Below are 23080 nucleotides of genomic sequence, written 5' to 3'. Positions count from 1 at the left end.
CCGGGAACACTGCTCAGGAGGCGAAGATCATGGGGAACGGGGCGCTCAGCGGTGCGGTGATCGCGGTGGCCGGAGCGGGTGGGCCCGCCGGCCGGGCCGCGCTGCTCAGGCTGGCCGAGGCGGGTGCGACCGTCATCGGGTCGGACAACGATCCGGAGCGGCTGGCGGAGGCGGTCGACGCGGCGAGCTACGCGACCGGCGGCGCCACCGTCACCGGTGACACGGTGGACCTGCTCGACCTCGGGGCCACCCGTGACTGGGCCACCCGCATCGAGAAGGACTTCGGCCGGGTCGACGGCCTGGTCCACCTCGTCGGTGGCTGGCGCGGCAGTGAGACTTTCACCAGGACCAGCCTCGACGACTGGGACTTCCTGGAGATGCTGCTGGTCCGCACGGTCCAGCACACCTCCCTCGCCTTCCATGAGGGACTGCAGCGCAGCGACCGTGGCCGCTACGTGCTGATCAGCGCCGCGGGGGCCAGCAAGCCCACCGCGGGCAACGCGGCCTACGCGGCCGGCAAGGCGGCGGCCGAGGCCTGGACGCTGGCCATGGCGGACTACTTCCGCAAGGCCGGGGGCGCCGAGGGGCCGACGTCGGCTGCCACGATCCTGGTGGTCAAGGCGCTGGTCCACGATGCGATGCGCGCCGACCGGCCCAACGCGAAGTTCGCGGGCTTCACCGACGTCAAGGACCTGGCCGAGGCCATCACTCAGGTCTGGGACAAGCCCGCCGCCGAAGTGAACGGAAAACGTCTGTGGCTCACCGAGACGCCGTGAACCCGCCGAAGACCGACGCGCGTCGTCATCACGACCCCGAGGTCCGCGGTTTCGCCAGCGACAACTACGCCGGTGTGCACCCGGAGGTGCTCGCCGCCCTGGCCCTGGCCAACGGCGGGCACCAGGTCGCGTACGGCGAGGACGTCTACACCGAGAACCTCCAGCAGGTGGCCCGCAGCCACTTCGGGCCCACGGCCGAGGCGTTCCCGGTCTTCAACGGCACCGGCGCCAACGTCGTCGCGCTCCAGGCCGTCACCGACCGCTGGGGCGCGGTGATCTGCGCCGAGAGCGCGCACATCAACGTCGACGAGTGCGGGGCCCCCGAGCGGGTCGGCGGCCTGAAGCTGCTCACCGTTGCCACGCCCGACGGCAAGCTCACGCCCGAGCTGATCGACCGGGAGGCGTACGGCTGGGACGACGAGCACCGAGCGATGCCGCAGGTCGTCTCCCTCGCCCAGGCCACCGAGCTCGGCACGGTCTACACGCCGGACGAGATACGGGCCATCTGCGAGCACGCCCATGCGCACGGTATGAAGGTGCACCTGGACGGCTCCCGGCTGGCCAACGCCGCCGCCACCCTGAACGTCCCGATGCGGACGCTCACCAACGCCGCCGGCGTCGACATCCTCTCCCTGGGCGGCACCAAGAACGGCGCCCTGTTCGGTGAGGCCGTGGTGGTCCTCAACCAGGACGCCGTCAGCCACATGAAGCACCTGCGCAAGCTGTCCATGCAGCTCCCCTCCAAGATGCGCTTCGTGTCGGTGCAGTTGGAGGCCCTGCTCGCCCGGGACCTGTGGCTGCGCAACGCCGCACACGCCAACGAGATGGCCCAGCGCCTCGCCGAGGGCGTGCGCGCCGTGCACGGTGTGGAGATCCTCTACCCGGTGCAGGCCAACGCGGTCTTCGCCCGCCTTCCCCACGACGTGAGCGAACGCCTCCGCAAGCGGTTCCGCTTCTACTTCTGGGACGAGGCCGCGGGTGACGTCCGCTGGATGTGCGCGTTCGACACGACCGAGGACGATGTGGACGCCTTCCTGGCGGCACTGAAGGAGGAGATGGCCCGCTAGGGCATTCACCCTGAGGCATCGCTGCATAGATATGCGGCAGAGCGTAAAAAGATTGACCAGGGAGTGGGTCTCTCTCTACGCTCTGCCCGCATGCAGCTGATCCAGCAGACGCCCGACCTCTCCGCCTACGTGGGCGCCGACGAGGCCATCGACCACCATCACCCGCTCGTGCGCGAGACCGCGGCGAGGCTCGCGCAAGGGGTGACCGACTCGTATGAGTATGCGCGGGCCGCTTTCGAGTTCGTGCGCGACACCATTCCGCACTCGCAGGACTCCGGTGATCTCCGTGTCACCTGGCGCGCCTCGGACGTCCTGGGGCAGCGCACCGGCATCTGCTACGCCAAGGCCCATGCGCTGGCCGCGCTGCTGCGGGCCGAGGGCATTCCCACCGCGCTGTGCTACCAGAAGTTCGACGAGGTGCACGGGCTGGTCGCCGTGCGGTTCAACGGTGCCTGGCACCGGCAGGATCCCCGGGGCAACAAGCCCGGCGTCGACGCGCAGTTCTCCCTCGACGGTGAACGGCTCGCCTTCGTGCCCGATCCGGAGTCCAATGAAATGGACTATCCAGTCCTGTATGCTGCACCGCACCCGGCCGTGCTCGGCGCACTCACCGCGGCGCGCGACCGGCCGCACCTGTGGCAGACGCTCCCCACCGCACTCTGAGGCAAGGCGACCATGACGCTCACGCTGACCGTGTCCGACGACGTACGCACCCTCGCGCCCGGCTTCACGCACGTCGCGATCGAAGCGCACAGCCTGGTCAACGGGCCGAGCAGCGAAGCGAGTTCGGAACTCCTCGACGAGGCCGCGCGCCGGCTCGCCCTGCGACTGAACGGCCGCGCCCCGCACGAGGACCCGCACATGGCAGCCTGGCGCGCCGCCTACACGGCCTTCGGCTCGAAGCCGTCCCGCACCCGCAACTCCGCGGAGGCGCTCGCCAAGCGCGCCCTCTCGGACGCCGGACTGCCCCGCGTCAACCTGCTCGTCGACCTCTACAACGCCGTCTCCGTCGCCCATCTCATCCCCGTCGGCGGCGAGGACCTCGACCGCATCGAGGGCGGCATGCGGCTGATCCGGGCCACGGGGGAGGAGCGGTTCGTGACCGTCGCGGGCGGCGAGGAGACCGTCGAGCACCCCGACGCGGGCGAAGTGGTGTGGTGCGACGACGCGGGCGTGACCTGCCGCCGCTGGAACTGGCGTCAGGGCCCGCGCACCCGGCTCACCGAGGAGACGACGTCGGGCATCTTCCTGCTGGAGAGCCTCGCACCGATGCCGGTCGCCGAGGTGACGGCCGCAGCGGCGGAACTCGCCGAGCTGCTGGCGAGGTTCAGCCCGGGCGCGGACATCACCGTACGCGCTCCGGAGACCTCCGCCTGAGAGCGGGCCGGGCGGGCGTCAGTGCGCCTCGGCCGCCCGCACCTGCTCCGGCGTCGGGGCGGTGCCGCCGAGGTGGGCCGGCATCCACCAGGTGTCGTCCGGGCCCTTGGGGCGCACGGGGTAGGCCCGCTGGGCGGCCTCGAGCAGCTCCTGGACCCGCTCGCGCAGCTGGCGCGTGATGGCGCCCGCGTACTTGTCGCGGGACGCCTCGATCGCCTCGCCCACCCGGATCGTGATGGGGATGTGGCTGCGCTTGAAGTTGCGCGGGTGCCCCTTGGTCCACAGCCGCTGCGTGCCCCACACCGCCATCGGGATCAGCGGGACACCCGCCTCCTGCGCCAGGCGCGCGGCGCCCGACTTGAAGCTCTTCAGCGTGAACGACTGGGAGATCGTCGCCTCGGGGAAGACGCCGACGATCTCGCCCGAGCGCAGCGAGTCCAGGGCGTGCGCGTAGGCCGCCTCGCCCTGCTTGCGGTCCACGGGGATGTGCTTCATCCCGCGCATCAGCGGGCCGGAGATCCTGTGCCGGAAGACGGACTCCTTCGCCATGAAACGCACGAGGCGCTTCTGCGGCAGGGCCGCCAGGCCGTTGAAGACGAAGTCCAGGTAGCTGATGTGATTGCTCACCAGCACGGCGCCGCCCGAGCGCGGGATGTTCTCCGACCCCTGGCAGTCGATCTTGAGGTCCCACGCTTTGAACAGCGTGCGCGCGAAACCGACGACGGGGCGGTAGACGAGCTCTGCCATGGGCGGGTCGGACCCTTCCTGCTCTGCCTGGGAAGGGATTCCCAGTGGAAAAGTTACGCAGCCGTAGGTTTACGGCTTGTCGCAGATCGTGCCCGAAGAACGGCCGGGTAGCCAGTCCTCGTGCCCGTCGACGGCGAGATTCTCGTCACGTCGTCCGCAGGTCTCCACCTCGTGCTTTTGCGTCCCCATTACCCCGCGCGCACCGCCACCCGCCGCACGAGCAGGTACAACTCGCAGCCCAGGCAGTACCCGAACGCAGCATTGAGGAAGGCGGCGGCGAGCGCCGCGCCGGTCGCCGCGAGGCCCAGCCAGCCGGGTCCCAGGGTGTAGCCGACCAGTCCGAGCCCGGCGAAAAGCAGCCCGACCGCCTGGGCGAAACGCGGCGGTTCGGGCGCTTCGAGCTCCGTCGGCGGCCCGAGGCGCGGCCGCACGGCCCGGGCGAACAGCAGACCGTACGGGGAACGGCCGACGCCGCCCGCCGCGCCGCACAGGAACGCCAGCGTCTGCCAGGCCAGCAGCCAGGCGCTTCCCGTGACCAGCACGACCGCCAGGACGGCGGTCGTGACGGCCGCGCCGAAACGCGGCCCTCTCGCATCGATGTCCATGGGAACCAAGCATTCCGCAGCGGAGCCTCCTGGCGGGGGCGGGAATCTTTGCGGTCTCGTGAACGCTTGCTGGAGGTGATGACCGGACTGGTGGTGTGTGTGGCGGTGCTCGCGGCGGCGAGCGCCTTCGGAGTGCTGCAACGGCGGCGGGGCGGGAGAGTGCGGGTGCGCGGGCGCGACGACGGCAAGCGGGTCGAGGCGGCGGAGCTCGGTGCGGAACTCGGCGAGCGGGCGACGCTCGTGCAGTTCTCCAGTGCGTTCTGCGCGCCCTGCCGGGCGACCCGGAGGGTCCTCGGCGAGGTCGCCGGCCTCGTGCCGGGCGTGACGCACGTCGAGATCGACGCCGAGGCGCACCTCGACCTCGTGCGGCGGCTGGACATCCTCAAGACCCCCACCGTGCTCGTCCTGGACGCCGACGGCCGGGTGGTGCGGCGGGCCACCGGCCAGCCGCGCAAGGCCGATGTGATCGCCGCACTGGGTGAGGCGGTGTGACGGCCGTGACGTCGTCAGTGAGTCATCTCCCACATCACGGAACGAACTTGACTGTGCGTGCCATTTATCGTCAGCCTGACCGCATGCCTGCGGATCTCCTCGCCACGCCCGACCTCCTTCGCTCGGTCTTCCGGCGGCACGCGGCGGGAGTCGCCGTCATCACCGCTCGTGGCGAGACGGGCCCGGTGGGCTTCACCGCCACCTCCCTGACGTCCGTCTCCGCCGAGCCGCCCCTGCTGTCCTTCGGTGTCGGCACCGGCGCCTCCAGCTGGCCCGCGATCGCCGCGGCGGACCACGTCGGAGTGCACATCCTCGGTGAGCACCAGCAGGAGCTGGCCGCCACCTTCGCCCGCAGCGGCGCCGACCGCTTCGCGGCGCCCACCGCCTGGCGGGAGGGGCCCGGAGGAGTCCCGGTCCTCGACGGCGTGCTCGCCTGGCTGGTGGGCCGGGTCGTGGCGCGGGTGCCCGCCGGTGACCACCGGCTCGTGATCGCCGAGGTCGTGGACGGCGACCCCTCGGGAACCGGCCGCCCGCTCCTCTACCACCAGGGGCGTTTCCGGCGTCTGGGCGACTGAACCGGGTGGCTCCCCGGGCTGCGTGACCGTCGAGTTCCGGTTACGCTGCGTTGCGAAGGTCACAGTTCAAAGCGCTTGCTTAGCGGGAATGAACTAGGTGTACTGACGAGTAATATTTCGCTCGGGGCGTGGGCGCCCCGACCGGGATCGGACGCTTGAGGCGCCTATGCTGCCTGCAAGTAGGCAGCATGGAAATGACGATGCAGTAGGAGAGCCGGCGTGAGCTTGAGGATCGTTGTCACTGTGAAGTACGTGCCCGACGCCACTGGCGACCGGCACTTCGCCGATGACCTGACCGTCGACCGGGACGACGTGGACGGTCTGCTCTCCGAGCTCGACGAGTACGCGGTCGAGCAGGCGCTGCAGATCTCCGAGAACTCCGACGACGACGTGGAGATCACCGTCCTGACGGTGGGCCCCGAGGACGCCAAGGACGCCCTGCGCAAGGCGCTGTCCATGGGCGCCGACAAGGCGATCCACGTCGAGGACGACGACATCCACGGCACCGACGCCATCGGCACCTCCCTCATCCTGGCCAAGGCGATCGAGAAGGCCGGCTACGACCTGGTCATCTCCGGCATGGCCTCCACCGACGGCACCATGGGCGTCGTCCCCGCGCTGCTCGCCGAGCGGCTGGGCGTCCCGCAGGTCACCCTGCTCTCCGAGGTCTCGGTCGAGGACGGCACGGTCAAGGGCCGCCGCGACGGCGACGCCGCCTCCGAGAACCTGGAGGCTTCCCTCCCCGCGGTCGTGTCCGTGACCGACCAGTCGGGCGAGGCGCGCTACCCCTCCTTCAAGGGCATCATGGCCGCCAAGAAGAAGCCGGTGGAGTCCTGGGACCTGTCCGACCTGGACCTCGAGGCCGAGGAGGTCGGCCTGGAGGGCGCCTGGACCAAGGTCGACGGCGCGGCCGAGCGTCCGGCCCGTACCGCGGGCACGATCGTCAAGGACGAGGGCGAGGGCGGCAAGCAGCTCGCTGAGTTCCTCGCGGGCCAGAAGTTCATCTGAGCCCCTTCGCTGACCGCCCCTCATCTTTCGCAAGCAGGAGAGAAGAAGTCCCATGGCTGAAGTTCTCGTCTACGTCGACCACGTGGACGGTGCCGTCCGCAAGCCCACCCTGGAGCTGCTGACCCTGGCCCGCCGCATCGGCGAGCCCGTCGCCGTCGCGCTGGGCAACGGCGCCGCCGACACCGCCGCCACGCTCGCCGAGCACGGCGCGGTCAAGGTCCTCACGCACGACGCCGCCGAGTACGCCGACTACCTGGTCGTACCGAAGGTCGACGCCCTCCAGGCCGCCCACGAGGCCGTGTCCCCGGCCGCCGTGCTGGTCCCGTCCTCCGCCGAGGGCAAGGAGATCGCCGCCCGCCTGGCGCTGCGCATCGGCTCCGGCATCATCACCGACGCCGTCGACCTGGAGGCCGGCGACGAGGGCCCGGTGGCCACGCAGTCCGTGTTCGCCGCGTCCTTCACCACCAAGTCCCGTGTCTCCAAGGGCACCCCGGTCATCACGGTCAAGCCCAACAGCGCCGCCGTCGAGGCCGCCCCGGCCGCCGGTGCGGTCGAGGCCCTGAACGTCTCCTTCTCCGCGCAGGCCACCGGCACCAAGGTCACCGGCCGTACGCCGCGTGAGTCGACGGGCCGTCCGGAGCTGACCGAGGCCGCGATCGTGGTCTCCGGTGGCCGTGGCGTCAACGGCGCGGAGAACTTCGCGATCATCGAGGCGCTCGCCGACTCCCTCGGCGCGGCCGTCGGCGCCTCGCGTGCCGCGGTCGACGCCGGCTGGTACCCGCACACCAACCAGGTGGGCCAGACCGGCAAGTCGGTCTCGCCGCAGCTGTACATCGCCAACGGCATCTCGGGTGCGATCCAGCACCGCGCCGGTATGCAGACCTCGAAGACGATCGTGGCCGTCAACAAGGACGCCGAGGCCCCGATCTTCGACCTCGTCGACTACGGCGTCGTCGGCGACCTCTTCGACGTCGTCCCGGCGCTGACCGAGGAGATCAAGGCCCGCAAGGGCTGATCGGCCCCGGCCGGAGAAGGCCCCCGCGACCGCGCGAACGGTCGCGGGGGCTCTTCTCATCCCAGGGTCATCGAGGCCTGCACCGGCAGATGGTCGCTCGGATACATGCCGTCCCGGCTGAAGGTGTTCATCCCGGCCCAGTGCGTGGTCACCCCGGGCGTGGTGAGGATCCAGTCGATGCGCCGCCCGCCGGGCTCGGGTATCCGGTAGCCGTGGTACGTCCCGTACGCCGTGCCCCGTGAGACCGCCGCGTCCCAGGCGTCCACCAGGCCGATGTCCAGCATGAGGTCGTACACCCGGTTGTCGTGGGCGCCCGCGTTGAAGTCGCCGGTGACGATGACCGGTGAGGACCGGTCCCACCCGGCGATCGTCTCGCCGATGAGTCCCACCGAGCGTTCCCGGGCGTACTGGCTGACGCTGTCCAGATGGGTGTTGAGGACGTAGAACTCCCGTCCCCCGTCGGCGAGATCGGCGAAACGGACCCAGGTCACCATCCGCAGCCAGTCCGCGCCCCAGGTGTTCGAGGCGATCGTGTAGGGCGTGCCGGACAGCCAGAAGTGATCGAACTCGAGGGGCTCGAGTCTGCGCGTGTCGTAGAAGACCGCCATGAACTCGTCCTTGCTGCCGCCCCCGCGTCCGGTGCCGATCCAGTCGTAGTGCTCGCCGAGGTCCTTCTCGATCGCGCGCACCTGCCGGTAGAGCCCTTCCTGGGTGCCGATGACGTGCGGTCGCTCGCGGCGCAGCAGTTCCCGCACGACCGGTCGGCGCACCTCCCAGCGCGGTGTCCTGTCGACGACGGTCCCGAAGCGGACGTTGAACGTCATCACCTTCAGGGCGCCCTCGTGCTCGCCGGCGGAAGCGGACGATGTAGGGCCCGCGGTGGTGAGCAGCGGTCCTGCGACGACGGCGGCGGCCGCCGCCTTGAGCCCGTGGCGGCGTGTCACGCCGGCCTCGTTCGGCACGTGATCTCCCTCCCCTTGCGCGTCAGGATGACGCTTGCCCTGTGAATACGGAAGAAGAGGGTGGGTCTGCAGCGATCGAGGGTGAAGGATGGGAAACGCCACCGTACGACGGTGTTGACCAGGCCGAAGGTCGGCCGATAACTTCGCTCTACGGATTGTTGATTCCGTACAGCGGAAAAGAGGAGGGTCTCGGAATGGGTCAGGGCCAGCAGGAGAAGGTGGCGACGAGCCTCGCGGGCTCCGTCAGCGAGGAGATCAGCGCCTCCCTCGCGCCGGTCGACGCCGAGCTGGAGCGCCGCTACCCCGGCGACCCCGGCACCCGCCAGCCCGTCCACACCGTCTACGTACCCGGCGACGCCTTCGCCGCCGACACCGTCCGCTCCTGGGGCGACCGGGCCCTCGCGGCACTCGACGCGCACGCCCCGGACGCCGCCTCCTTCGCCGCCGTCCTCGGCCTCACCGAGGAACTCGCCGGGCCCGTCCACGCCCGAGTACGCGCCAAGCTGGAGCGCGAGCCGGTCGAGGACCTGCGCGTCGACTTCGAGGACGGCTACGGCAACCGCCCCGACGCCGAGGAGGACGAGGCCGCCGCCCGCGCCGCCCGCATCATCGCCGAGGCCTACGAGGACGGCACCGCCGCCCCCTACATGGGCATCCGCATCAAGTGCATGGAAGCGCCCGTGCGCGCCCGGGGCATCCGCACCCTCGACATCTTCCTCACCGGCCTGATGGAGTCCGGCGGCCTGCCCGACGGCCTGGTCCTCACCCTGCCGAAGGTGACCTACGCCGAGCAGGTCACCGCCATGGCGCGGCTGCTGGACGCCTTCGAGAAGGCCCACGGCCTGGAGCCGGGCCGGATCGGTTTCGAGATCCAGATCGAGACCAGTCAGTCCATCCTCGCCGCCGACGGCACCGCCACCGTCGCCCGCATGATCCAGGCTGCCGAGGGCCGTGCCACCGGCCTGCACTACGGCACCTTCGACTACAGCGCCTGCCTCGGCGTCTCCGCCGCCCACCAGGCGAGCGACCACCCCGCGGCCGACCACGCCAAGGCCGTCATGCAGGTCGCCGCGGCCGGCACGGGCGTGCGCGTCTCGGACGGCTCGACGAACGTCCTGCCCGTCGGCCCGACGGCGAAGGTCCACGACGCCTGGCGCCTGCACTACGGCCTCACCCGCCGCGCCCTGGCCCGCGCCTACTACCAGGGCTGGGACATGCACCCCGGCCACCTCCCCACGCGCTACGCGGCCGTCTTCGCCTTCTACCGCGAGGGCTTCGAGCAGGCCGCCGCCCGCCTGTCCCGCTACGCCAACCGCACCGGCGGCGACGTCATGGACGAGCCCGCCACTGCCAAGGCCCTCAGCGGCTACCTGCTGCGCGGCCTGGACTGCGGCGCCCTGGACAACGGCGAGGTCGCCCGCCTGGCCGGCCTGACCCGGGCGGATCTGGAGACCTTCGCGGTGCCCCGCCGTGGCGATCTGACGGCATCCGCCTGACGGTTCGCGCCCGCCGGCGCCGCGGGCACGTACCGGCCCTGTCACAGCCGCCGCCGACGGCTGTTCCCGTCACCGCCGCGCCGTAGTCTGTACGCCACGCGGCGACGGTCGGTCGTCGAGGCATCCGGTGGGGTCACAGGAACGGGGCAGCGGTGTCGACGGGGGAGCACGGGCGGGCGGACGGGGCCGGACGGCTGCTGGCAGGCCGCTATCGCGTCACGGCGGCGCTGGGACGCGGCGGCATGGGCGTCGTCTGGAAGGCCGTGGACGAGGTCCTCGGCCGTGAGGTCGCCGTCAAGGAACTGCGCACCTACACCGACACGGCCGGACCCGAGCTGGACGCACTGCGCCTGCGGATGCAGCGCGAGGCGCGCGCGGCGGCCCGGGTCCGCCACCCCGGCGTCATCGCCGTGCACGACATCGCCCAGGTCGACGGCCGCCCGCTGATCGTCATGGAACTGGTCGACGGGCCGTCCCTGGACGACGTCCTGCGCGAGCGCGGCACGCTGGACCCGGCCGAGGCGGCCGGGATCGGCGCGAAGGTCATGGACGCGCTGGCCGCCGCCCACCGCGCGGGCGTCCTGCACCGGGACGTCAAACCGGGCAACATCCTCCTCGACCGCTCGGGCCGGGTCGTCCTCACCGACTTCGGCATCGCCACGATGGACGATCCGGGCGACGGCTCCGCCACCCACCTCACGCGCAGCGGCGAACTCGTCGGATCCCTCGACTATCTGGCACCCGAGCGCGCCCAGGGAGCCGACCCGGGTCCCGCCTCCGACATCTGGGCCCTGGGCGCCACGCTGTACGCGGCCGTCGAGGGCTCCTCGCCCTTCCGCCGCACGTCGACGTTCTCCACCCTCACCGCGATCGTCTCCGAGCCACTGCCACAGCCTCGCCGCGCCGGCCCCCTCACGCCCGTCCTCCAGCGGTTGCTGGACAAGCGTCCCGAGTCCCGCCCGGAGGCCGACCAGGCCCGCGCGCTGCTCCAGGCGATCGCGGACACGGGCGGCACCGACACGCCGACGTCCACCCTGCGGGGCCCGGCGGCCACGCCCCCGCGCGCGCCGACGGAACGCAGCGTCCCGTCGGTACCGCCGGGGTTCGGTCCTCTGCAGCCGGGCGCAGCGGAGCCGCTGGCGGGCACGGAGGCCAGCGTGCAGAACCCCGACACCGGCCCTCAGGCGGGGAGGCGCGCGGATGTGCCTGACCCGGGCACCGGCCCCCAGGCGGGCACCGGCCCCCAGGCGGGCGCGGGTGCCGGCGCGCAGAACCCGGACACCGGCCCTCAGGCGGGGAGGCGCGCGGATGTGCCTGACCCGGGCACCGGCCCCCGGGCGGGCGCGGGTGCCGACGGGCCTGGCCCGGGCACCGGACCTCAGGGCTTCGGGCCGCTCGACACCGGCAGCACCGTCCCCGGTGCCGCCGCCCCGACCACCCCGATGCACCCCGACCGCACCGCCTCCCGTCGCAAGGCCCGCGTCCTGCCGGCCGCCGCGGCCGTCGCCCTCGTCCTCGCCGCCGCCGGGACCACGGTCGCCCTCCTCGGCGACTCCGGAGGCAAGGACCCCGGTGCGCGGGCCGACGGCCGTGGGACGGCCGGTGCCTCCGCGCGCTCCGGCCCGGACGACGGCTCGAACGCCCCGAGGTCCACGCACCAGGGCGACGACAAGGGCTCGGCTGCGTCCGGGAAGCCGGCCGACGAGAAGGACGCCGGGCCCACCGGCCGGGCGACCACCCCGGCTCCGGGGAAGCCGACCGGCGGCGGTACCAGCGGAGGAAAGCCGGACGGCGCCACCCCCGGCAGCGGTTCCGCGACCGGCGGCGGCTCCACCACTCCGGCCCCGGTATGCCACGCCATCGGCGGCGGCAAGTACAACTGCCACGTCTGGAAGACGGCCGACTCCTACACCGCCTCCGGCGCCAGGGCCGGCACCCTCAACGCTGGGACGAACTACTTCTACTGCCAGCGGAATCTGGGCCGCCGCGAGACGTCCGGGCAGTGGACGAACGTCTGGTGGGCGAAGACCGACGACGACAGCGGCAACACGGACGTCTGGGTCAGCGACGTCTACATCAAGGGCGGTGACAACGACGGGCCGGTGCCCGGGCTCCCGTTGTGCTGACCCCGCGCCGAGGCCGCCACGTACCGTTCGAGCCCGGAGGCCGTCACCAGCTTCTCCTCGATGAACAGCCGCGTGCCCCGCTCGCACAGCCGCCGGTCGCCCCGGGCCCGCGCGCAGAACTCCTCGGGCACCACACCGAACAGCTCCCGGAAGCGGGGCAGTCCGACCAGGAGCTCGGTCAGCAGCTCCCGCTCACCCGGGTGGACGCGCGGCGTGCCCGCGCCGTCGTGGAGGACGCCGTGCCGGTTGACGTAGGCGTACGCCCCGGGCAGCCGGCTGCCGTCCGCGAGGCTGACCCGGATGTGGGGCGACGGCAGCCAGGCCCGGTCGAAGTTGCCGCCCGGCACCGGCGCGCCCTCGCTCGCGTCGATCACCGCGAGCTGCTCGGCGTCGAGCCACAGGACGAACAACTCCCGCACGGTCCCGGGGGCGCCGACCGGCGAGGCGGACACGTACCCCATGCGGCTCACGTGCGCGGAGACACCCGCCTCGATTCCGGTCACCCGCGCCTTCACCATGGGCAGCGGCGCCCGGACGCCGAACTCCGCCATCTTGTGCCGCAACTGTCCCGGGCAGCCGTTGGAGCCGATGGCGAGGACCGGAGTGCGGTCCTCGTACACCAGCCGCTCCAACGGCAGGTAACGGTCCCCGTCGAGGAGCCCGGAATCGGCCGGCCACGCCCCCGGATACAGAAGGGGGTGCTCGCGCGGCGCCTCGGCCAGGCCCAGTGCCCGCAGTGTGCGATCGGTGGCGCCGTCCATCGGCCGCTCAGTCCGCCGGGGGGATCTCGCCCGAGCCACGGGTGATCAGCCGGGTCGGCAGCTCGATGCGCTCGGGCGTCACCAAGGTGCCGTCGAGCTGCCTGAAGAGACGTTCCGCCGCGGTGCGTCCGATGTCCGCCGCGTCCTGGGCGACGACGGTGACGCCCGGCTGGAGCAGGTCGGCGAGCTCGATGTCGTCGAAGCCGACCAGGGCCACAGGGCGGGTCTGCTCGGCGAGCACCCGGATCACGGTGACGGTCACCCGGTTGTTGCCCGCGAAGATCGCCGTGACCGGGTCGGTGCCGCTCAGCATCTCCTCGGCCGCCCTGCGCACCCGCTCGGGGCCGGTGACGCCGAGGGACATCCAGGAGTCCGCCACCGGTATGCCCGCGTCCTCCATGGCGGCCCGGTAGCCGCGCAACCGCTCGGCGGCGGTGTGGATGCGCGGCATGTCACCGATGAAGCCGATCCGGCGGTGCCCGTGTGCGATGAGGTGGGCGACGCCGTCACGGGCGCCGCCGAAGTTGTCCGACAACACCACGTCGGCGTCGATGTGCCCGGCCGGCCGGTCCACGAACACCGTGGCGACGCCCGCTTTGAGCTCCGGCTCCAGATACCGGTGGTCGTCCCCGGCCGGGATCACCACCAGCCCGTCCACCCGCCGCGCGCACAAGGCCAGCACCAGTTCCTGCTCGCGCTCGGGGTCCTCCGCGCTGGAGCCGTTGATCAGCAGGGCGCCGTGCGCGCGGGCCACCTCCTCGACCGACCGGCTGAGCGGCCCGTAGAACGGGTCGGCGAGGTCCTCCAGGACCAGGCCGATGCTCGCCGTGCGGCCCTTGCGCAGCACCCGCGCGCTGTCGTTGCGGCGGAAGCCGAGCGCGTCGATCGCCTCCTGGACCCGCCGCTCCGTCTCCGGGGTGACCCCCGGCTCCCCGTTCACCACGCGGGAGACCGTCTTGAGGCCGACTCCGGCGCGTGCGGCTACGTCCTTCATGGTCGGCCGGGTGCCGTAGCGCGCTGCGGATCGGAGGGGGGGCTGGGGCACGGTGCGGTGTCCTGTCCTGTCGTCCACGGGGGTGCGTCGATCCTGGGCTTGTATGAGGATGTGGCGTCGAGCATAGAGCCTGGACAACGTTGTCAGACTCGGGAGAGACTGTCCATCGCACTCTCCGGCCCGCGCACGGTCGCGGAACCGGCCTGCTGCGTGCCCTGCTTGAAGGCCTTTATCGGCGTTTTTCTCATGCCCGACGGGGAGATCCGACTCTGATGCACACCGACCTCGTGGCCGCGCTCGACATCGGCGGCACCAAGATCGCCGGCGCTCTGGTGGACGGCCGCGGCCGGATCCAGGTCCGCGCGCAGCGGCCGACGCCCGCCAGGGAGGACGGTGACACCGTGATGCGGGCCGTCGAGGAGGTGCTCGGCGAGCTCGGCGCGTCGCCGCTGTGGGAGCGCGCCTCGGCCCTGGGGATCGGCAGCGCCGGGCCCGTGGACGCCTCGGCGGGCACGGTGAGCCCGGTGAACGTGCCCGGCTGGCGCGACTACCCGCTCGTCTCCCGCGTCCGGGCCGCCGCCGGGAATCTCCCCGTCGAACTGATCGGCGACGGCGTGGCGATCACGGCGGCCGAACACTGGCAGGGCGCCGCCCGGGGACACGCCAACGCGCTGTGCATGGTCGTCTCCACGGGTGTCGGAGGCGGTCTGGTGCTGGGCGGGCGCCTGCACCCCGGGCCCACCGGCAACGCCGGGCACATCGGCCACATCAGCGTGGACCTCGACGGCGATGTGTGCCCGTGCGGTTCGCGCGGCTGCGTGGAGCGCATCGCGAGCGGCCCCCACATCGCCCGCCGTGCCCTGGAGAACGGCTGGCGGCCCGGCCCGGACGGGGACACCTCCGCCGCCGCGGTGGCCGCCGCCGCCCGGTCCGGCGACCCGGTCGCCGTCGCCTCCTTCGAGCGTGCCGCCCAGGCACTGGCCGCCGGGATCGCCGCCACCGCGACCCTCGTGGAGATCGACATCGCCGTCATCGGCGGGGGAGTGGGCAAGGCGGGCGACGTGCTGTTCGACCCGCTGCGCAAGGCCCTGCGTTCCTACGCGACGCTGTCCTTCGTCCGGCACCTGACCGTGGCGCCGGCGCGGATGGGCACCGACGCGGGGCTGGTGGGCGCGGCGGCGGCAGCCCTGGCGAAGCGGCCGGACACGGCGGCGGCCGGGGTGTGAAGGCCAGGCCGCGCCGAGGGGGCAGGAACGTTCAGCCTGCGGCGCGTGAGGCGGGAGGCGTGGGGACCGAGGTGACGGCCACCCCGGGGCTATACGGACCGGTCCGGTCCGTATAGCCGAAACCGGCCGCACGTGCATGCGATGTGGCACGATCACGCATGTGAGCAGCAGACCCGCCTCGGCGCAGCATCTGCGCGACCTCGCCCGCCTGCGCCGCGTCAAGGACCGCATCGACCGGGAGTACGCGAAGCCCCTGGACGTCGAGGCGCTCGCCCGGGGCGTCCACATGTCGGCCGGGCACCTCAGCCGTGAGTTCCGGCAGGCTTACGGGGAGTCGCCGTACAGCTATCTCATGACGCGGCGCATCGAGCGCGCGATGGCGCTGCTGCGCCGGGGGGACCTCAGCGTCACGGAGGTGTGCTTCGAGGTCGGCTGCGCCTCGCTGGGCACCTTCAGCACGCGTTTCACCGAGCTGGTGGGCATGCCGCCCAGCGCCTACCGGCGCGAGGCGGCGCGCGCGACGGCGGGGATCCCCTCGTGCGTGGCCAAGCAGGTGACCAGACCCATCAGGAATCGAGAAGCGCCGATCCCGGGCCGAAACTAGCGTGAGGGCCATGGACCTTCGCATTCACGCCAGTTTCCTTCCGCACGACGACCCGGACGCCGCCCTGGCGTTCTACCGCGACACCCTCGGCTTTGAAGTCAGGAACGACGTCGGGTACGAGGGGATGCGCTGGATCACGGTCGGCCCCGTCGGCCAGCCCGGCACGAACATCGTGCTGCACCCGCCGGCCGCCGACCCCGGCGTCACCGACGACGAGCGCCGCACCATCGCCGAGATGATGGCCAAGGGCACCTACGCCAGCATCGTCCTCGCCACCACCGACGTCGACGCCACCTTCGAGCGGGTGCAGGCGGGCGACGCCGAGGTGGTCCAGGAGCCGGTCGACCAGCCCTACGGCATCCGCGACTGCGCCTTCCGTGACCCCGCGGGCAACATGGTCCGCATCCAGCAGCTGAAGACGCCGTAGCAGCTCCCCGCACCGCACGCCCCGCGCCGCTCCCCGGGACCGGCGCGGGGCAACGAGATCGCCCGAGCGCGGCAGCGCCGCCCGACAGATGGAGACACCATGAGCAAGGCCACGACGACGGACGAACAGTCGCCCGGGCCGCACGTTGCCGACAGCCATGACGTGATCCGTGTGCACGGCGCACGCGAGAACAACCTCAAGGACGTCAGCATCGAGATCCCGAAGCGCCGGCTCACCGTGTTCACCGGTGTCTCCGGTTCGGGCAAGAGCTCGCTGGTGTTCGACACCATCGCCGCGGAGTCGCAGCGGCTGATCAACGAGACCTACAGCGCCTTCCTCCAGGGCTTCATGCCGAACCTGGCCCGTCCGGAGGTCGACGTCCTCGACGGGCTGACCACCGCGATCGCCGTCGACCAGCAGCGCATGGGGTCCGACCCCCGCTCCACCGTCGGCACCGCCACCGACGCCAACGCGATGCTGCGGATCCTGTTCAGCCGCCTCGGCGCACCGCACATCGGCCCGCCCGGAGCGTTCTCGTTCAACACCGCCTCGGTCTCGGCGAGCGGTGGCTTCACGGTGGACCGAGGGGCCGACAAGACCAAGACCGAGAAGGTCACCTTCAGCCGCACCGGCGGCATGTGCACGCACTGCGAGGGCCGGGGCACGGTATCGGACATCGACCTCACCCAGCTCTACGACGACTCCAAGTCGCTCTCCGAGGACCCGTTCACCATCCCCACCTACACCGGGGGCGGCTGGGTGGTGCGGGTCATCGCCGAGTCGGGCTTCTTCGACAAGGACAAGCCGATCCGCGACTACACCAAGAAGGAGCGGCACGACTTCCTCTACCGCGAGCCGACCAAGGTGAAGATCAACGGGGTCAACCTCACCTACGAAGGCTTGATCCCGAAGCTGCAGAAGAGCTTCCTGTCCAAGGACCGCGAGTCGATGCAGCCGCACATCCGGGCCTTCGTGGACCGGGCGGTCACCTTCAGCCGCTGCCCCGAGTGCGACGGCACCCGGCTCAGCGAACTCGCGCGCTCCTCGAAGATCGGCGAGGTGAACATCGCGGACGCCTGTGCGATGGAGATCCGCGACCTGGCCGAGTGGGTGCGGGGACTCGACGAGCCGTCGGTGGCACCGCTGCTGGCCAAGCTCCGGCACACGCTGGACTCGTTCGTGGAGATCGGCCTCGGCTACCTCTCGCTCGACCGGGCCTCGGGCACGCTCTCCGGTGGCGAGGCCCAGCGCACCAAGATGATCCGCCACCTCGGGTCCTCGCTCACGGACGTCACCTATGTCTTCGACGAGCCGTCCATCGGCCTGCACCCCCACGACATCCAGCGGATGAACAACCTGCTGCTGCGCCTGCGCGACAAGGGCAACACCGTGCTGGTCGTCGAGCACAAGCCGGAGACGATCGCCATCGCCGACCATGTCGTGGACCTCGGCCCCGGCGCCGGCACGGAGGGCGGCACCGTCTGCTTCGAGGGCAGTCTGGAGGGGCTGCGGGGCAGTGGCACCGTCACCGGCCGGCACCTCGACGACCGGGCCAAGATCAAAGCGACCGTACGCAAGCCCACCGGGGCGCTGGAGATCCGGGGCGCCTCGGCGAACAACCTTCAGGACGTCGACGTCGACATCCCGCTCGGCGTGCTCACCGTCGTCACCGGCGTCGCGGGCTCCGGCAAGAGCTCGCTCCTGCACGGCGCGCTGCCCCGGCAGGCGGGGGGAGAGGGCGTGGTGGCGATCGACCAGGCCCCGATCCGCGGCTCCCGGCGCAGCAACCCGGCGACGTACACCGGTCTGGCCGACCCGATCCGCAAGGCCTTCGCCAAGGCCAACGGGGTGAAGCCGGCCCTGTTCAGCGCCAACTCCGAGGGCGCCTGCCCCACCTGCAACGGCGCCGGTGTCATCTACACCGACCTCGCGATCATGCAGAGCGTCGCCACGCCCTGCGAGGAGTGCGAGGGCAAGCGGTTCGACGCGTCGGTGCTGGAGTACCGGCTCGGCGGCAGGGACATCAGCGAGGTGCTGGCGATGCCCGTGGCCGAGGCCGAGGAGTTCTTCGGCAGTGGCGAGGCCCGCACGCCCGCCGCCCACAGGATCCTCCAGCGGCTCGCGGATGTCGGGCTCGGCTACCTCACCCTGGGCCAGCCGCTCACCACGCTGTCCGGCGGTGAGCGGCAGCGGCTGAAGCTGGCCACGCACATGGGCGAGAAGGGCGGCGTGTACGTCCTCGACGAGCCGACCACCGGGCTCCACCTCGCGGATGTGGAGCAGCTGCTCGGTCTGCTCGACCGGCTCGTCGACTCCGGCAAGTCGGTCATCGTGATCGAGCACCACCAGGCGGTCATGGCGCACGCCGACTGGATCATCGACCTCGGCCCCGGCGCGGGCCACGACGGCGGCCGGATCGTCTTCGAGGGCACCCCGGCCGACCTCGTCGAGGCCCGCTCCACGCTGACCGGCGAGCACCTGGCGGCCTACGTGGGCGCCTGACGGAAGACCGTGACCGTGGGGCGGGCACATCGGGGCTCGTCTCACGATCGCCATGTCGGACATTGATGACAAATGCGGCGAATATCGACACTCGGTGCGGGCACTCCGTCTCCTGAACGTCTCCTGCATCCCCACGGAACGGAGCCGCTGATGATCATCAAGAAGATGCATGAGATGGGCGTCCGCAGCGAGCACGCCTACCTGGCCGGCATGGCCTCCATCGGCCTCAGCGTCGTCGCATGGATGGGCTCCCGGAAGATGGAACCGGGCACCGGTATCGCCCGCGCCGACCGCTGGGGCATCTTCGTCGGCGAATGGGCGCCCACCTTCTTCGGTCTCGGTCTCGCCCTGTCCCACTACGAGCAGCAGGACGGCACCCTCACGGCCGAGGTGCACGAGTTCCGTCCGACGCGCAAGGCGGGCTGAACGGCCCAGTCCGGCGCGCGGCCGGCACCGTCCCCGCGGACCCTGGTCCCATGGCGTCGGAGAAGCCCGTCGTGGTCTACCCGCCCGCCGCCGACGGCGGCCGGCGGGTCCGTGTGGACGGCCAGTTCCTCGGAATCGCCTACGGGCCGCTCGACATCGCCGAGTTTCTGCGGCGCGCCGGGATCGAGGACGCGGACGAGGCGTACGTGGCGGCCACGGGGCTCATCGAGTGGCGCGGCGGCGGCCCCGGAGCGTGGGCGGCCGACCGGGGCGGCGACTCCGCATAGCCGGCCCGCTTCGCCCGGTCGTACACGATCGCGTGACCCCGGAGCGGGTCGGGCAGTTGAGTCGGGCATGAAGAAGCGCAGCATGCTCGCCATCGCCTCCCTCGCCACCGGCTTCGTCGTCGCGGCGGTCACCCCGTCCCACGCCCTCGGGGAGGGCCTCGGCACCCTGAGCGTGGACGACACCCTCAAGACCCTCGACGAGACCGTGGCCGAGGACGGTCTGTCCCTGGACCGGGAGGACGGCGCCCAGGCCAAGAAGAAGGGCTGACGAGCCACAGCCCCGCGGCCACGGCGCCGGTGCTCCCGCGAGAGGGGGTGCCGGCGCCGTACTCATGCGCCCTCAACTGCGGCTGGTTTCCGTGGCAGGGTGGAGCGGGCAAGCCTCAGGGGGCCAACAGAAGAGGGGGACCTGTGACCGTCGTCTGGATCAACGGCGCGTTCGGTGCGGGGAAGACCACCACCGCACGGGAGCTGATCGAACTGATCCCGAACAGCACGCTCTTCGACCCGGAGGTCATCGGCGGCGCGCTCGCCCACCTGCTGCCACCGAAACGCCTCGCCGAGGCCGGCGACTTCCAGGACCTGCCGATCTGGCGACGGCTCGTGATCGACACGGCGGCCGCGTTGCTCGCCGAGGTCGGCGGGACCCTCGTCGTCCCCATGACCCTGTTGCGCCAGGAGTACCGCGACGAGATCTTCGGCGGCCTCGCCGCCCGCAGGATTCCGGTCAGTCACATCCTGCTCGCCCCGGCCGAAACGATACTGCGGGAGCGTATGGCGGGTCGTGAGGTTCCCCGGGACCTCCCAGACGGCGACGCGCGAATACGCCAGTGGTCCTTCGACCACATCGAGCCGTACCGGGCCGCCCTCGCCTCCTGGCTCACCGCCGACGCCCACCCGATCGACACCAGCGATCTCACCCCGTACGAGACGGCCGTGCGGATCGCCGGGGCCGTCGCCGACGGGTCCGCGCCCGTCTGCGACATCGTGCAGACGCCCGAGCCCACCGCCGAGACCGTCGCCGCCGGGGTGCTCCTCTTCGACGAGCAGGACCGCGTGCTGCTCGTCGACCCCACGTACAAGGCCGGCTGGGAGTTCCCCGGTGGCGTCGTCGAACCCGGTGAGGCACCCGCGCGAGCCGGGGTGCGGGAGGTCGCCGAGGAGACCGGCATCCACCTGGACCGGGTGCCCGGCCTGCTCGTCGTCGACTGGGAGCGCCCCGCACCCCCCGCGTTCGGCGGGCTGCGCCTCCTCTTCGACGGCGGAGTACTGCACTCCGCGGAGGCCGGACGGCTGCTGCTGCCCGGCCCGGAGCTGCGTGCCTGGCGGTTCGTCACGGAGGCGGAGGCCGCCGATCTGCTGCCCCCCGTGCGCTACGAGCGGCTGCGCTGGGCGCTGCGCGCACGCGAACGCGGAGCGGCGCTCTACCTGGAGGCCGGGGTGCCGGTCGGCTGACGCCGGCCCCGCCGCCGGACGCCGGTCGGGACCTCCACGTGATGATGAGGGCCACCGACGTCCGCGCCGCGTCGGCTGTGTGAGGCCGTGGGTGTCGTCATCGACCACACTCCGGGCCAAGCCCCAACAGCCGTGCCCGTTAGGGTCGGTGGCATGACGACACCCCTTGCCGGCAGTGCCTTCGACTCGCTCCTCCTCGACGCCGTGTCCGACCAGGACGCGCTGCGCCGGGTCTACGAACTGCCCAAGGACACGGCCCTGCGCAAGCAGACGACCGAACTCACCGAACAGACGCGGCAGGTGATCGCGTGCTCGTCGCTGGTCCTGGTCGCCAGCACGGACGCCGACGGCAACTGCGACGTCTCCCCGCGCGGCGGCCCCGCGGGGTTCGTCGCCGTCCTGGACGCACGGACGGTGGCGATACCGGACGCGACCGGCAACAAGCGTCTGGACACCCTGCAGAACGTCATCGCCACCGGCCGGGCCGGACTGCTGTTCATCATCCCCGGGCGCACCACGACGCTCCGGGTGAACGGCCGGGCGTGCGTCTCCACCCGCCCGGAGCTGCTGTCGCAGCTGACCGCCGTGGGCAAGCCGCCGGCCAGTGCGCTGGTGCTGGGGATCGAGGAGGTCTATCCGCACTGCCCCAAGTCGCTCCTGCGCAGCGGCGCCTGGAAGCCGGAACAGTGGCTGCCGGCAGATGCCCAGCCGACCTCGGCCGAGGTGACGCTGGCCCAGCTGCGGATGCCGGAGCTGACGATCGCCGACATCGAGCGGGCGGAGGCGGACTCGCTGAAGTACCGGTACGAGTGACCGGCCTGCTCACGCTCGGCGAGCGCCCAACGGCCGTGACCCCGTGGGCGCTCGCCCGACCTGCCAGGCTTGTGCCGCCGAGCTACTCGGTCTTGCGGTGCGCGGAGGAGGCAGCCTCTTTCCCCAGCGCTTCGAGTGTCTCCTCCATGTCGCGGACCTGACGGCGCAGCCGCACCAGTTCCTCGCGCTCGGCCGTGGTCAGCGCGCCCGCCGGGCCCTGGTCCCGCTCCGCCGCCAGCTCCTCCGCGATCGCCGCCGCGAACGCGTCCACGTCGTCCTCGGTGGTGTCGAAGGAGGTCATCCAGCGGACCTCACCGGCCTGCTCGTCCCAGGTGTAGAAGCGGAAACGCTTCTGGAGACGCTCGATGACGGCCGGCGGCAGGACGGCGAAGATCTGGTTGGCCTGCACCGGCCGGTTGATCTCCAGGCCCGGCAGTTCGCGCACCGCCTCGTACAGCCGCTGGGTCATCGCGTTGGAGCGGGCCGCCGAGCGCAGCCAGAGGTCGCCGCCCAGCAACGCCTCGAACTGCACCGACATGAAACGCATCTTGGAGCCCAGCTGCATGCTCGACTTGCGCAGGTGGGCCATGCCGCGCACCGCGTCCTCGTTGAGCACGATCACCGCCTCGCCGAAGAGCAGCCCGTTCTTGGTGCCGCCGAGCGAGAGGACGTCCACACCGGCGTCGGTGGTCATCTCGCGCAGGGACACGCCGAGGGTGGCGGCGGCGTTGGCGAGCCGGGCGCCGTCCAGGTAGACGAGCATGCCGAGGTCGTGCGCGTGGTCACAGATCGCACGGATCTCGTCCGGCGAGTAGCAGGTGCCGAGTTCGGTGGACTGGGCGATCGAGACGACCCTGGGCCGGGCCCGGTGCTCGTCCTCGAAGCCCCATGCCTGTCGGTCGATCAGCTCGGGCGTGAGCTTGCCGTCCCAGGCCGGCACCGTCAGGAGTTTGATCCCGGCGACCTTCTCGGGGGCCCCGCCCTCGTCGACGTTGATGTGGGCCGACTCGGCGCAGACCACGGCGTCCCAGCGGTCGAGCATGCTCTGCAGCGCGAACACGTTGGCGCCGGTGCCGTTGAAGACCGGGTACGTGTGCGCGGTGGGGCCGAAGTGGCCGCGCACCACTTCCTGGAGGCGCTCGGTGTAGACATCGGCGCCGTAGCTGACCTGGTGGCCGCCGTTGGCCAGAGCGATCGCCGCAAGAACCTCGGGGTGCGCACCCGCGTAGTTGTCGCTGGCGAAGCCGCGCTCGTCCGGGTCGTGTCGTCGCTGTACGGTCATGGTGCTCGCCTACTTGTTTCGGTGGGACGGTGTGACACAGGTGGTCCGGACGGGCGC

25 protein-coding genes are annotated in these 23080 nt (G+C 71.7%); 19 read left to right on the top strand and 6 right to left on the bottom strand.

The window, feature by feature from the left end; translation table 11 throughout:
• The first annotated feature begins 29 nt into the window (after positions 1-29).
• From ACFZDI_RS14890 to ACFZDI_RS14875, 4 genes are all read left to right on the top strand, one after another.
• Entirely contained in the window at positions 30-776 is a 747-nt protein-coding gene (locus ACFZDI_RS14890; protein WP_391251119.1) for an SDR family NAD(P)-dependent oxidoreductase, read from the top strand.
• Entirely contained in the window at positions 773-1843 is a 1071-nt protein-coding gene (locus tag ACFZDI_RS14885; RefSeq protein ID WP_234845949.1) for a low specificity L-threonine aldolase, read from the top strand. The genes ACFZDI_RS14890 and ACFZDI_RS14885 overlap by 4 nt, the downstream gene beginning before the upstream one ends.
• 90 nt (positions 1844-1933) lie before the next feature.
• The gene (locus tag ACFZDI_RS14880) at positions 1934-2506 is read left to right on the top strand and encodes a transglutaminase domain-containing protein (RefSeq protein ID WP_391250673.1); all 573 of its coding nucleotides are present in this window, start codon (positions 1934-1936) and stop codon (positions 2504-2506) included.
• Positions 2507-2518: 12 nt separating this feature from the next.
• Complete coding sequence (locus tag ACFZDI_RS14875; protein WP_391250670.1) at positions 2519-3220, top strand: phenylalanine--tRNA ligase beta subunit-related protein; 702 nt, start codon at positions 2519-2521, stop codon at positions 3218-3220.
• Positions 3221-3238: 18 nt separating this feature from the next.
• Here the strand turns inward: ACFZDI_RS14875 and ACFZDI_RS14870 are convergent, their stop codons facing one another.
• Both ACFZDI_RS14870 and ACFZDI_RS14865 read right to left on the bottom strand, forming a co-directional pair.
• Entirely contained in the window at positions 3239-3967 is a 729-nt protein-coding gene (locus ACFZDI_RS14870; protein ID WP_234845911.1) for a 1-acyl-sn-glycerol-3-phosphate acyltransferase, read from the bottom strand.
• Between the two features lie 188 nt (positions 3968-4155).
• Positions 4156-4572 carry a DUF4395 family protein gene (locus ACFZDI_RS14865; RefSeq protein WP_391250666.1) on the bottom strand — a complete coding sequence of 139 codons (417 nt, stop codon included), beginning with the start codon at positions 4570-4572 and terminating at the stop codon, positions 4156-4158.
• 78 nt (positions 4573-4650) lie between these two features.
• On the opposite strand from ACFZDI_RS14865, the gene ACFZDI_RS14860 reads away from it, so the two are divergent.
• The 4 genes from ACFZDI_RS14860 (at position 4651) to ACFZDI_RS14845 (ending at position 7662) form a co-directional block, all read left to right on the top strand.
• A complete protein-coding gene (locus ACFZDI_RS14860; protein WP_234845909.1) occupies positions 4651-5064 on the top strand; it encodes a thioredoxin family protein in 414 nt (137 codons plus the stop codon).
• An 83-nt stretch (positions 5065-5147) separates the two neighbouring features.
• On the top strand, positions 5148-5639 hold the full coding sequence (locus ACFZDI_RS14855) for a flavin reductase family protein (RefSeq protein ID WP_234845908.1): 492 nt from the start codon (positions 5148-5150) through the stop codon (positions 5637-5639).
• 219 nt (positions 5640-5858) lie between these two features.
• Positions 5859-6647: an electron transfer flavoprotein subunit beta/FixA family protein gene (locus ACFZDI_RS14850; protein ID WP_234845907.1), complete on the top strand. Its 789-nt coding sequence runs from the start codon at positions 5859-5861 to the stop codon at positions 6645-6647.
• Between the two features lie 52 nt (positions 6648-6699).
• The gene (locus ACFZDI_RS14845) at positions 6700-7662 is read left to right on the top strand and encodes an electron transfer flavoprotein subunit alpha/FixB family protein (RefSeq protein WP_234845906.1); all 963 of its coding nucleotides are present in this window, start codon (positions 6700-6702) and stop codon (positions 7660-7662) included.
• A 56-nt stretch (positions 7663-7718) separates the two neighbouring features.
• Here ACFZDI_RS14845 and ACFZDI_RS14840 read toward each other — a convergent pair whose 3' ends face one another.
• Positions 7719-8624 (bottom strand): endonuclease/exonuclease/phosphatase family protein, encoded by a 906-nt coding sequence (locus ACFZDI_RS14840; protein ID WP_391250659.1) that lies wholly within the window; start codon positions 8622-8624, stop codon positions 7719-7721.
• Positions 8625-8818: 194 nt separating this feature from the next.
• Here ACFZDI_RS14840 and ACFZDI_RS14835 point away from each other — a divergent pair, with 194 nt between their 5' ends.
• Positions 8819-10120, top strand: a complete 1302-nt coding sequence (locus ACFZDI_RS14835; protein WP_391250656.1) for a DUF6986 family protein — start codon at positions 8819-8821, stop codon at positions 10118-10120.
• A gap of 152 nt (positions 10121-10272) precedes the next feature.
• On the top strand, positions 10273-12246 hold the full coding sequence (locus ACFZDI_RS14830; RefSeq protein WP_391250653.1) for a protein kinase: 1974 nt from the start codon (positions 10273-10275) through the stop codon (positions 12244-12246).
• Here the strand turns inward: ACFZDI_RS14830 and ACFZDI_RS14825 are convergent.
• Positions 12192-13007, bottom strand: coding sequence for a hypothetical protein (locus ACFZDI_RS14825; RefSeq protein ID WP_391250650.1), 816 nt, complete (start codon positions 13005-13007; stop codon positions 12192-12194). The two genes, ACFZDI_RS14830 and ACFZDI_RS14825, sit on opposite strands and share 55 nt — an antisense overlap.
• 7 nt (positions 13008-13014) lie before the next feature.
• Positions 13015-14079, bottom strand: coding sequence for a LacI family DNA-binding transcriptional regulator (locus tag ACFZDI_RS14820; protein WP_234845901.1), 1065 nt, complete (start codon positions 14077-14079; stop codon positions 13015-13017).
• A gap of 194 nt (positions 14080-14273) precedes the next feature.
• Between ACFZDI_RS14820 and ACFZDI_RS14815 the strand changes: the two genes are divergently transcribed.
• The 9 genes from ACFZDI_RS14815 to ACFZDI_RS14775 all read left to right on the top strand — a co-directional run bounded on the left by ACFZDI_RS14815 (position 14274) and on the right by ACFZDI_RS14775 (position 21741).
• A complete protein-coding gene (locus tag ACFZDI_RS14815) occupies positions 14274-15227 on the top strand; it encodes an ROK family protein (RefSeq protein ID WP_391250646.1) in 954 nt (317 codons plus the stop codon).
• Between the two features lie 136 nt (positions 15228-15363).
• Positions 15364-15831 carry a helix-turn-helix domain-containing protein gene (locus ACFZDI_RS14810; RefSeq protein WP_391250643.1) on the top strand — a complete coding sequence of 156 codons (468 nt, stop codon included), beginning with the start codon at positions 15364-15366 and terminating at the stop codon, positions 15829-15831.
• Positions 15832-15841: 10 nt separating this feature from the next.
• Positions 15842-16258, top strand: coding sequence for a VOC family protein (locus ACFZDI_RS14805; protein ID WP_234845898.1), 417 nt, complete (start codon positions 15842-15844; stop codon positions 16256-16258).
• A gap of 99 nt (positions 16259-16357) precedes the next feature.
• Positions 16358-18760 carry an excinuclease ABC subunit UvrA gene (locus tag ACFZDI_RS14800; RefSeq protein WP_234845897.1) on the top strand — a complete coding sequence of 801 codons (2403 nt, stop codon included), beginning with the start codon at positions 16358-16360 and terminating at the stop codon, positions 18758-18760.
• A gap of 150 nt (positions 18761-18910) precedes the next feature.
• Positions 18911-19186 carry a hypothetical protein gene (locus ACFZDI_RS14795; RefSeq protein ID WP_234845896.1) on the top strand — a complete coding sequence of 92 codons (276 nt, stop codon included), beginning with the start codon at positions 18911-18913 and terminating at the stop codon, positions 19184-19186.
• 50 nt (positions 19187-19236) lie between these two features.
• On the top strand, positions 19237-19473 hold the full coding sequence (locus tag ACFZDI_RS14790; RefSeq protein WP_234845895.1) for a hypothetical protein: 237 nt from the start codon (positions 19237-19239) through the stop codon (positions 19471-19473).
• Positions 19474-19540: 67 nt separating this feature from the next.
• Positions 19541-19741, top strand: a complete 201-nt coding sequence (locus ACFZDI_RS14785; protein WP_391250636.1) for a hypothetical protein — start codon at positions 19541-19543, stop codon at positions 19739-19741.
• A 143-nt stretch (positions 19742-19884) separates the two neighbouring features.
• Positions 19885-20928 carry an NUDIX hydrolase gene (locus ACFZDI_RS14780; protein ID WP_234845893.1) on the top strand — a complete coding sequence of 348 codons (1044 nt, stop codon included), beginning with the start codon at positions 19885-19887 and terminating at the stop codon, positions 20926-20928.
• 153 nt (positions 20929-21081) lie between these two features.
• Positions 21082-21741 (top strand): MSMEG_1061 family FMN-dependent PPOX-type flavoprotein, encoded by a 660-nt coding sequence (locus ACFZDI_RS14775; protein ID WP_391250632.1) that lies wholly within the window; start codon positions 21082-21084, stop codon positions 21739-21741.
• Positions 21742-21823: 82 nt separating this feature from the next.
• On the opposite strand, the gene ACFZDI_RS14770 is transcribed toward ACFZDI_RS14775, so the two are convergent.
• Entirely contained in the window at positions 21824-23023 is a 1200-nt protein-coding gene (locus ACFZDI_RS14770; protein ID WP_391250629.1) for a beta-eliminating lyase-related protein, read from the bottom strand.
• Between the last annotated feature and the right edge of the window lie 57 nt (positions 23024-23080).

The organism is Streptomyces sp. NPDC007907 (genome assembly GCF_042959365.1).
GTDB classification, from domain to species: Bacteria; Actinomycetota; Actinomycetes; order Streptomycetales; family Streptomycetaceae; genus Streptomyces; species Streptomyces indiaensis.
The sequence above is the reverse complement of the archived record's forward strand: the minus strand, read 5'-3'. Positions and strand labels throughout refer to the sequence as shown.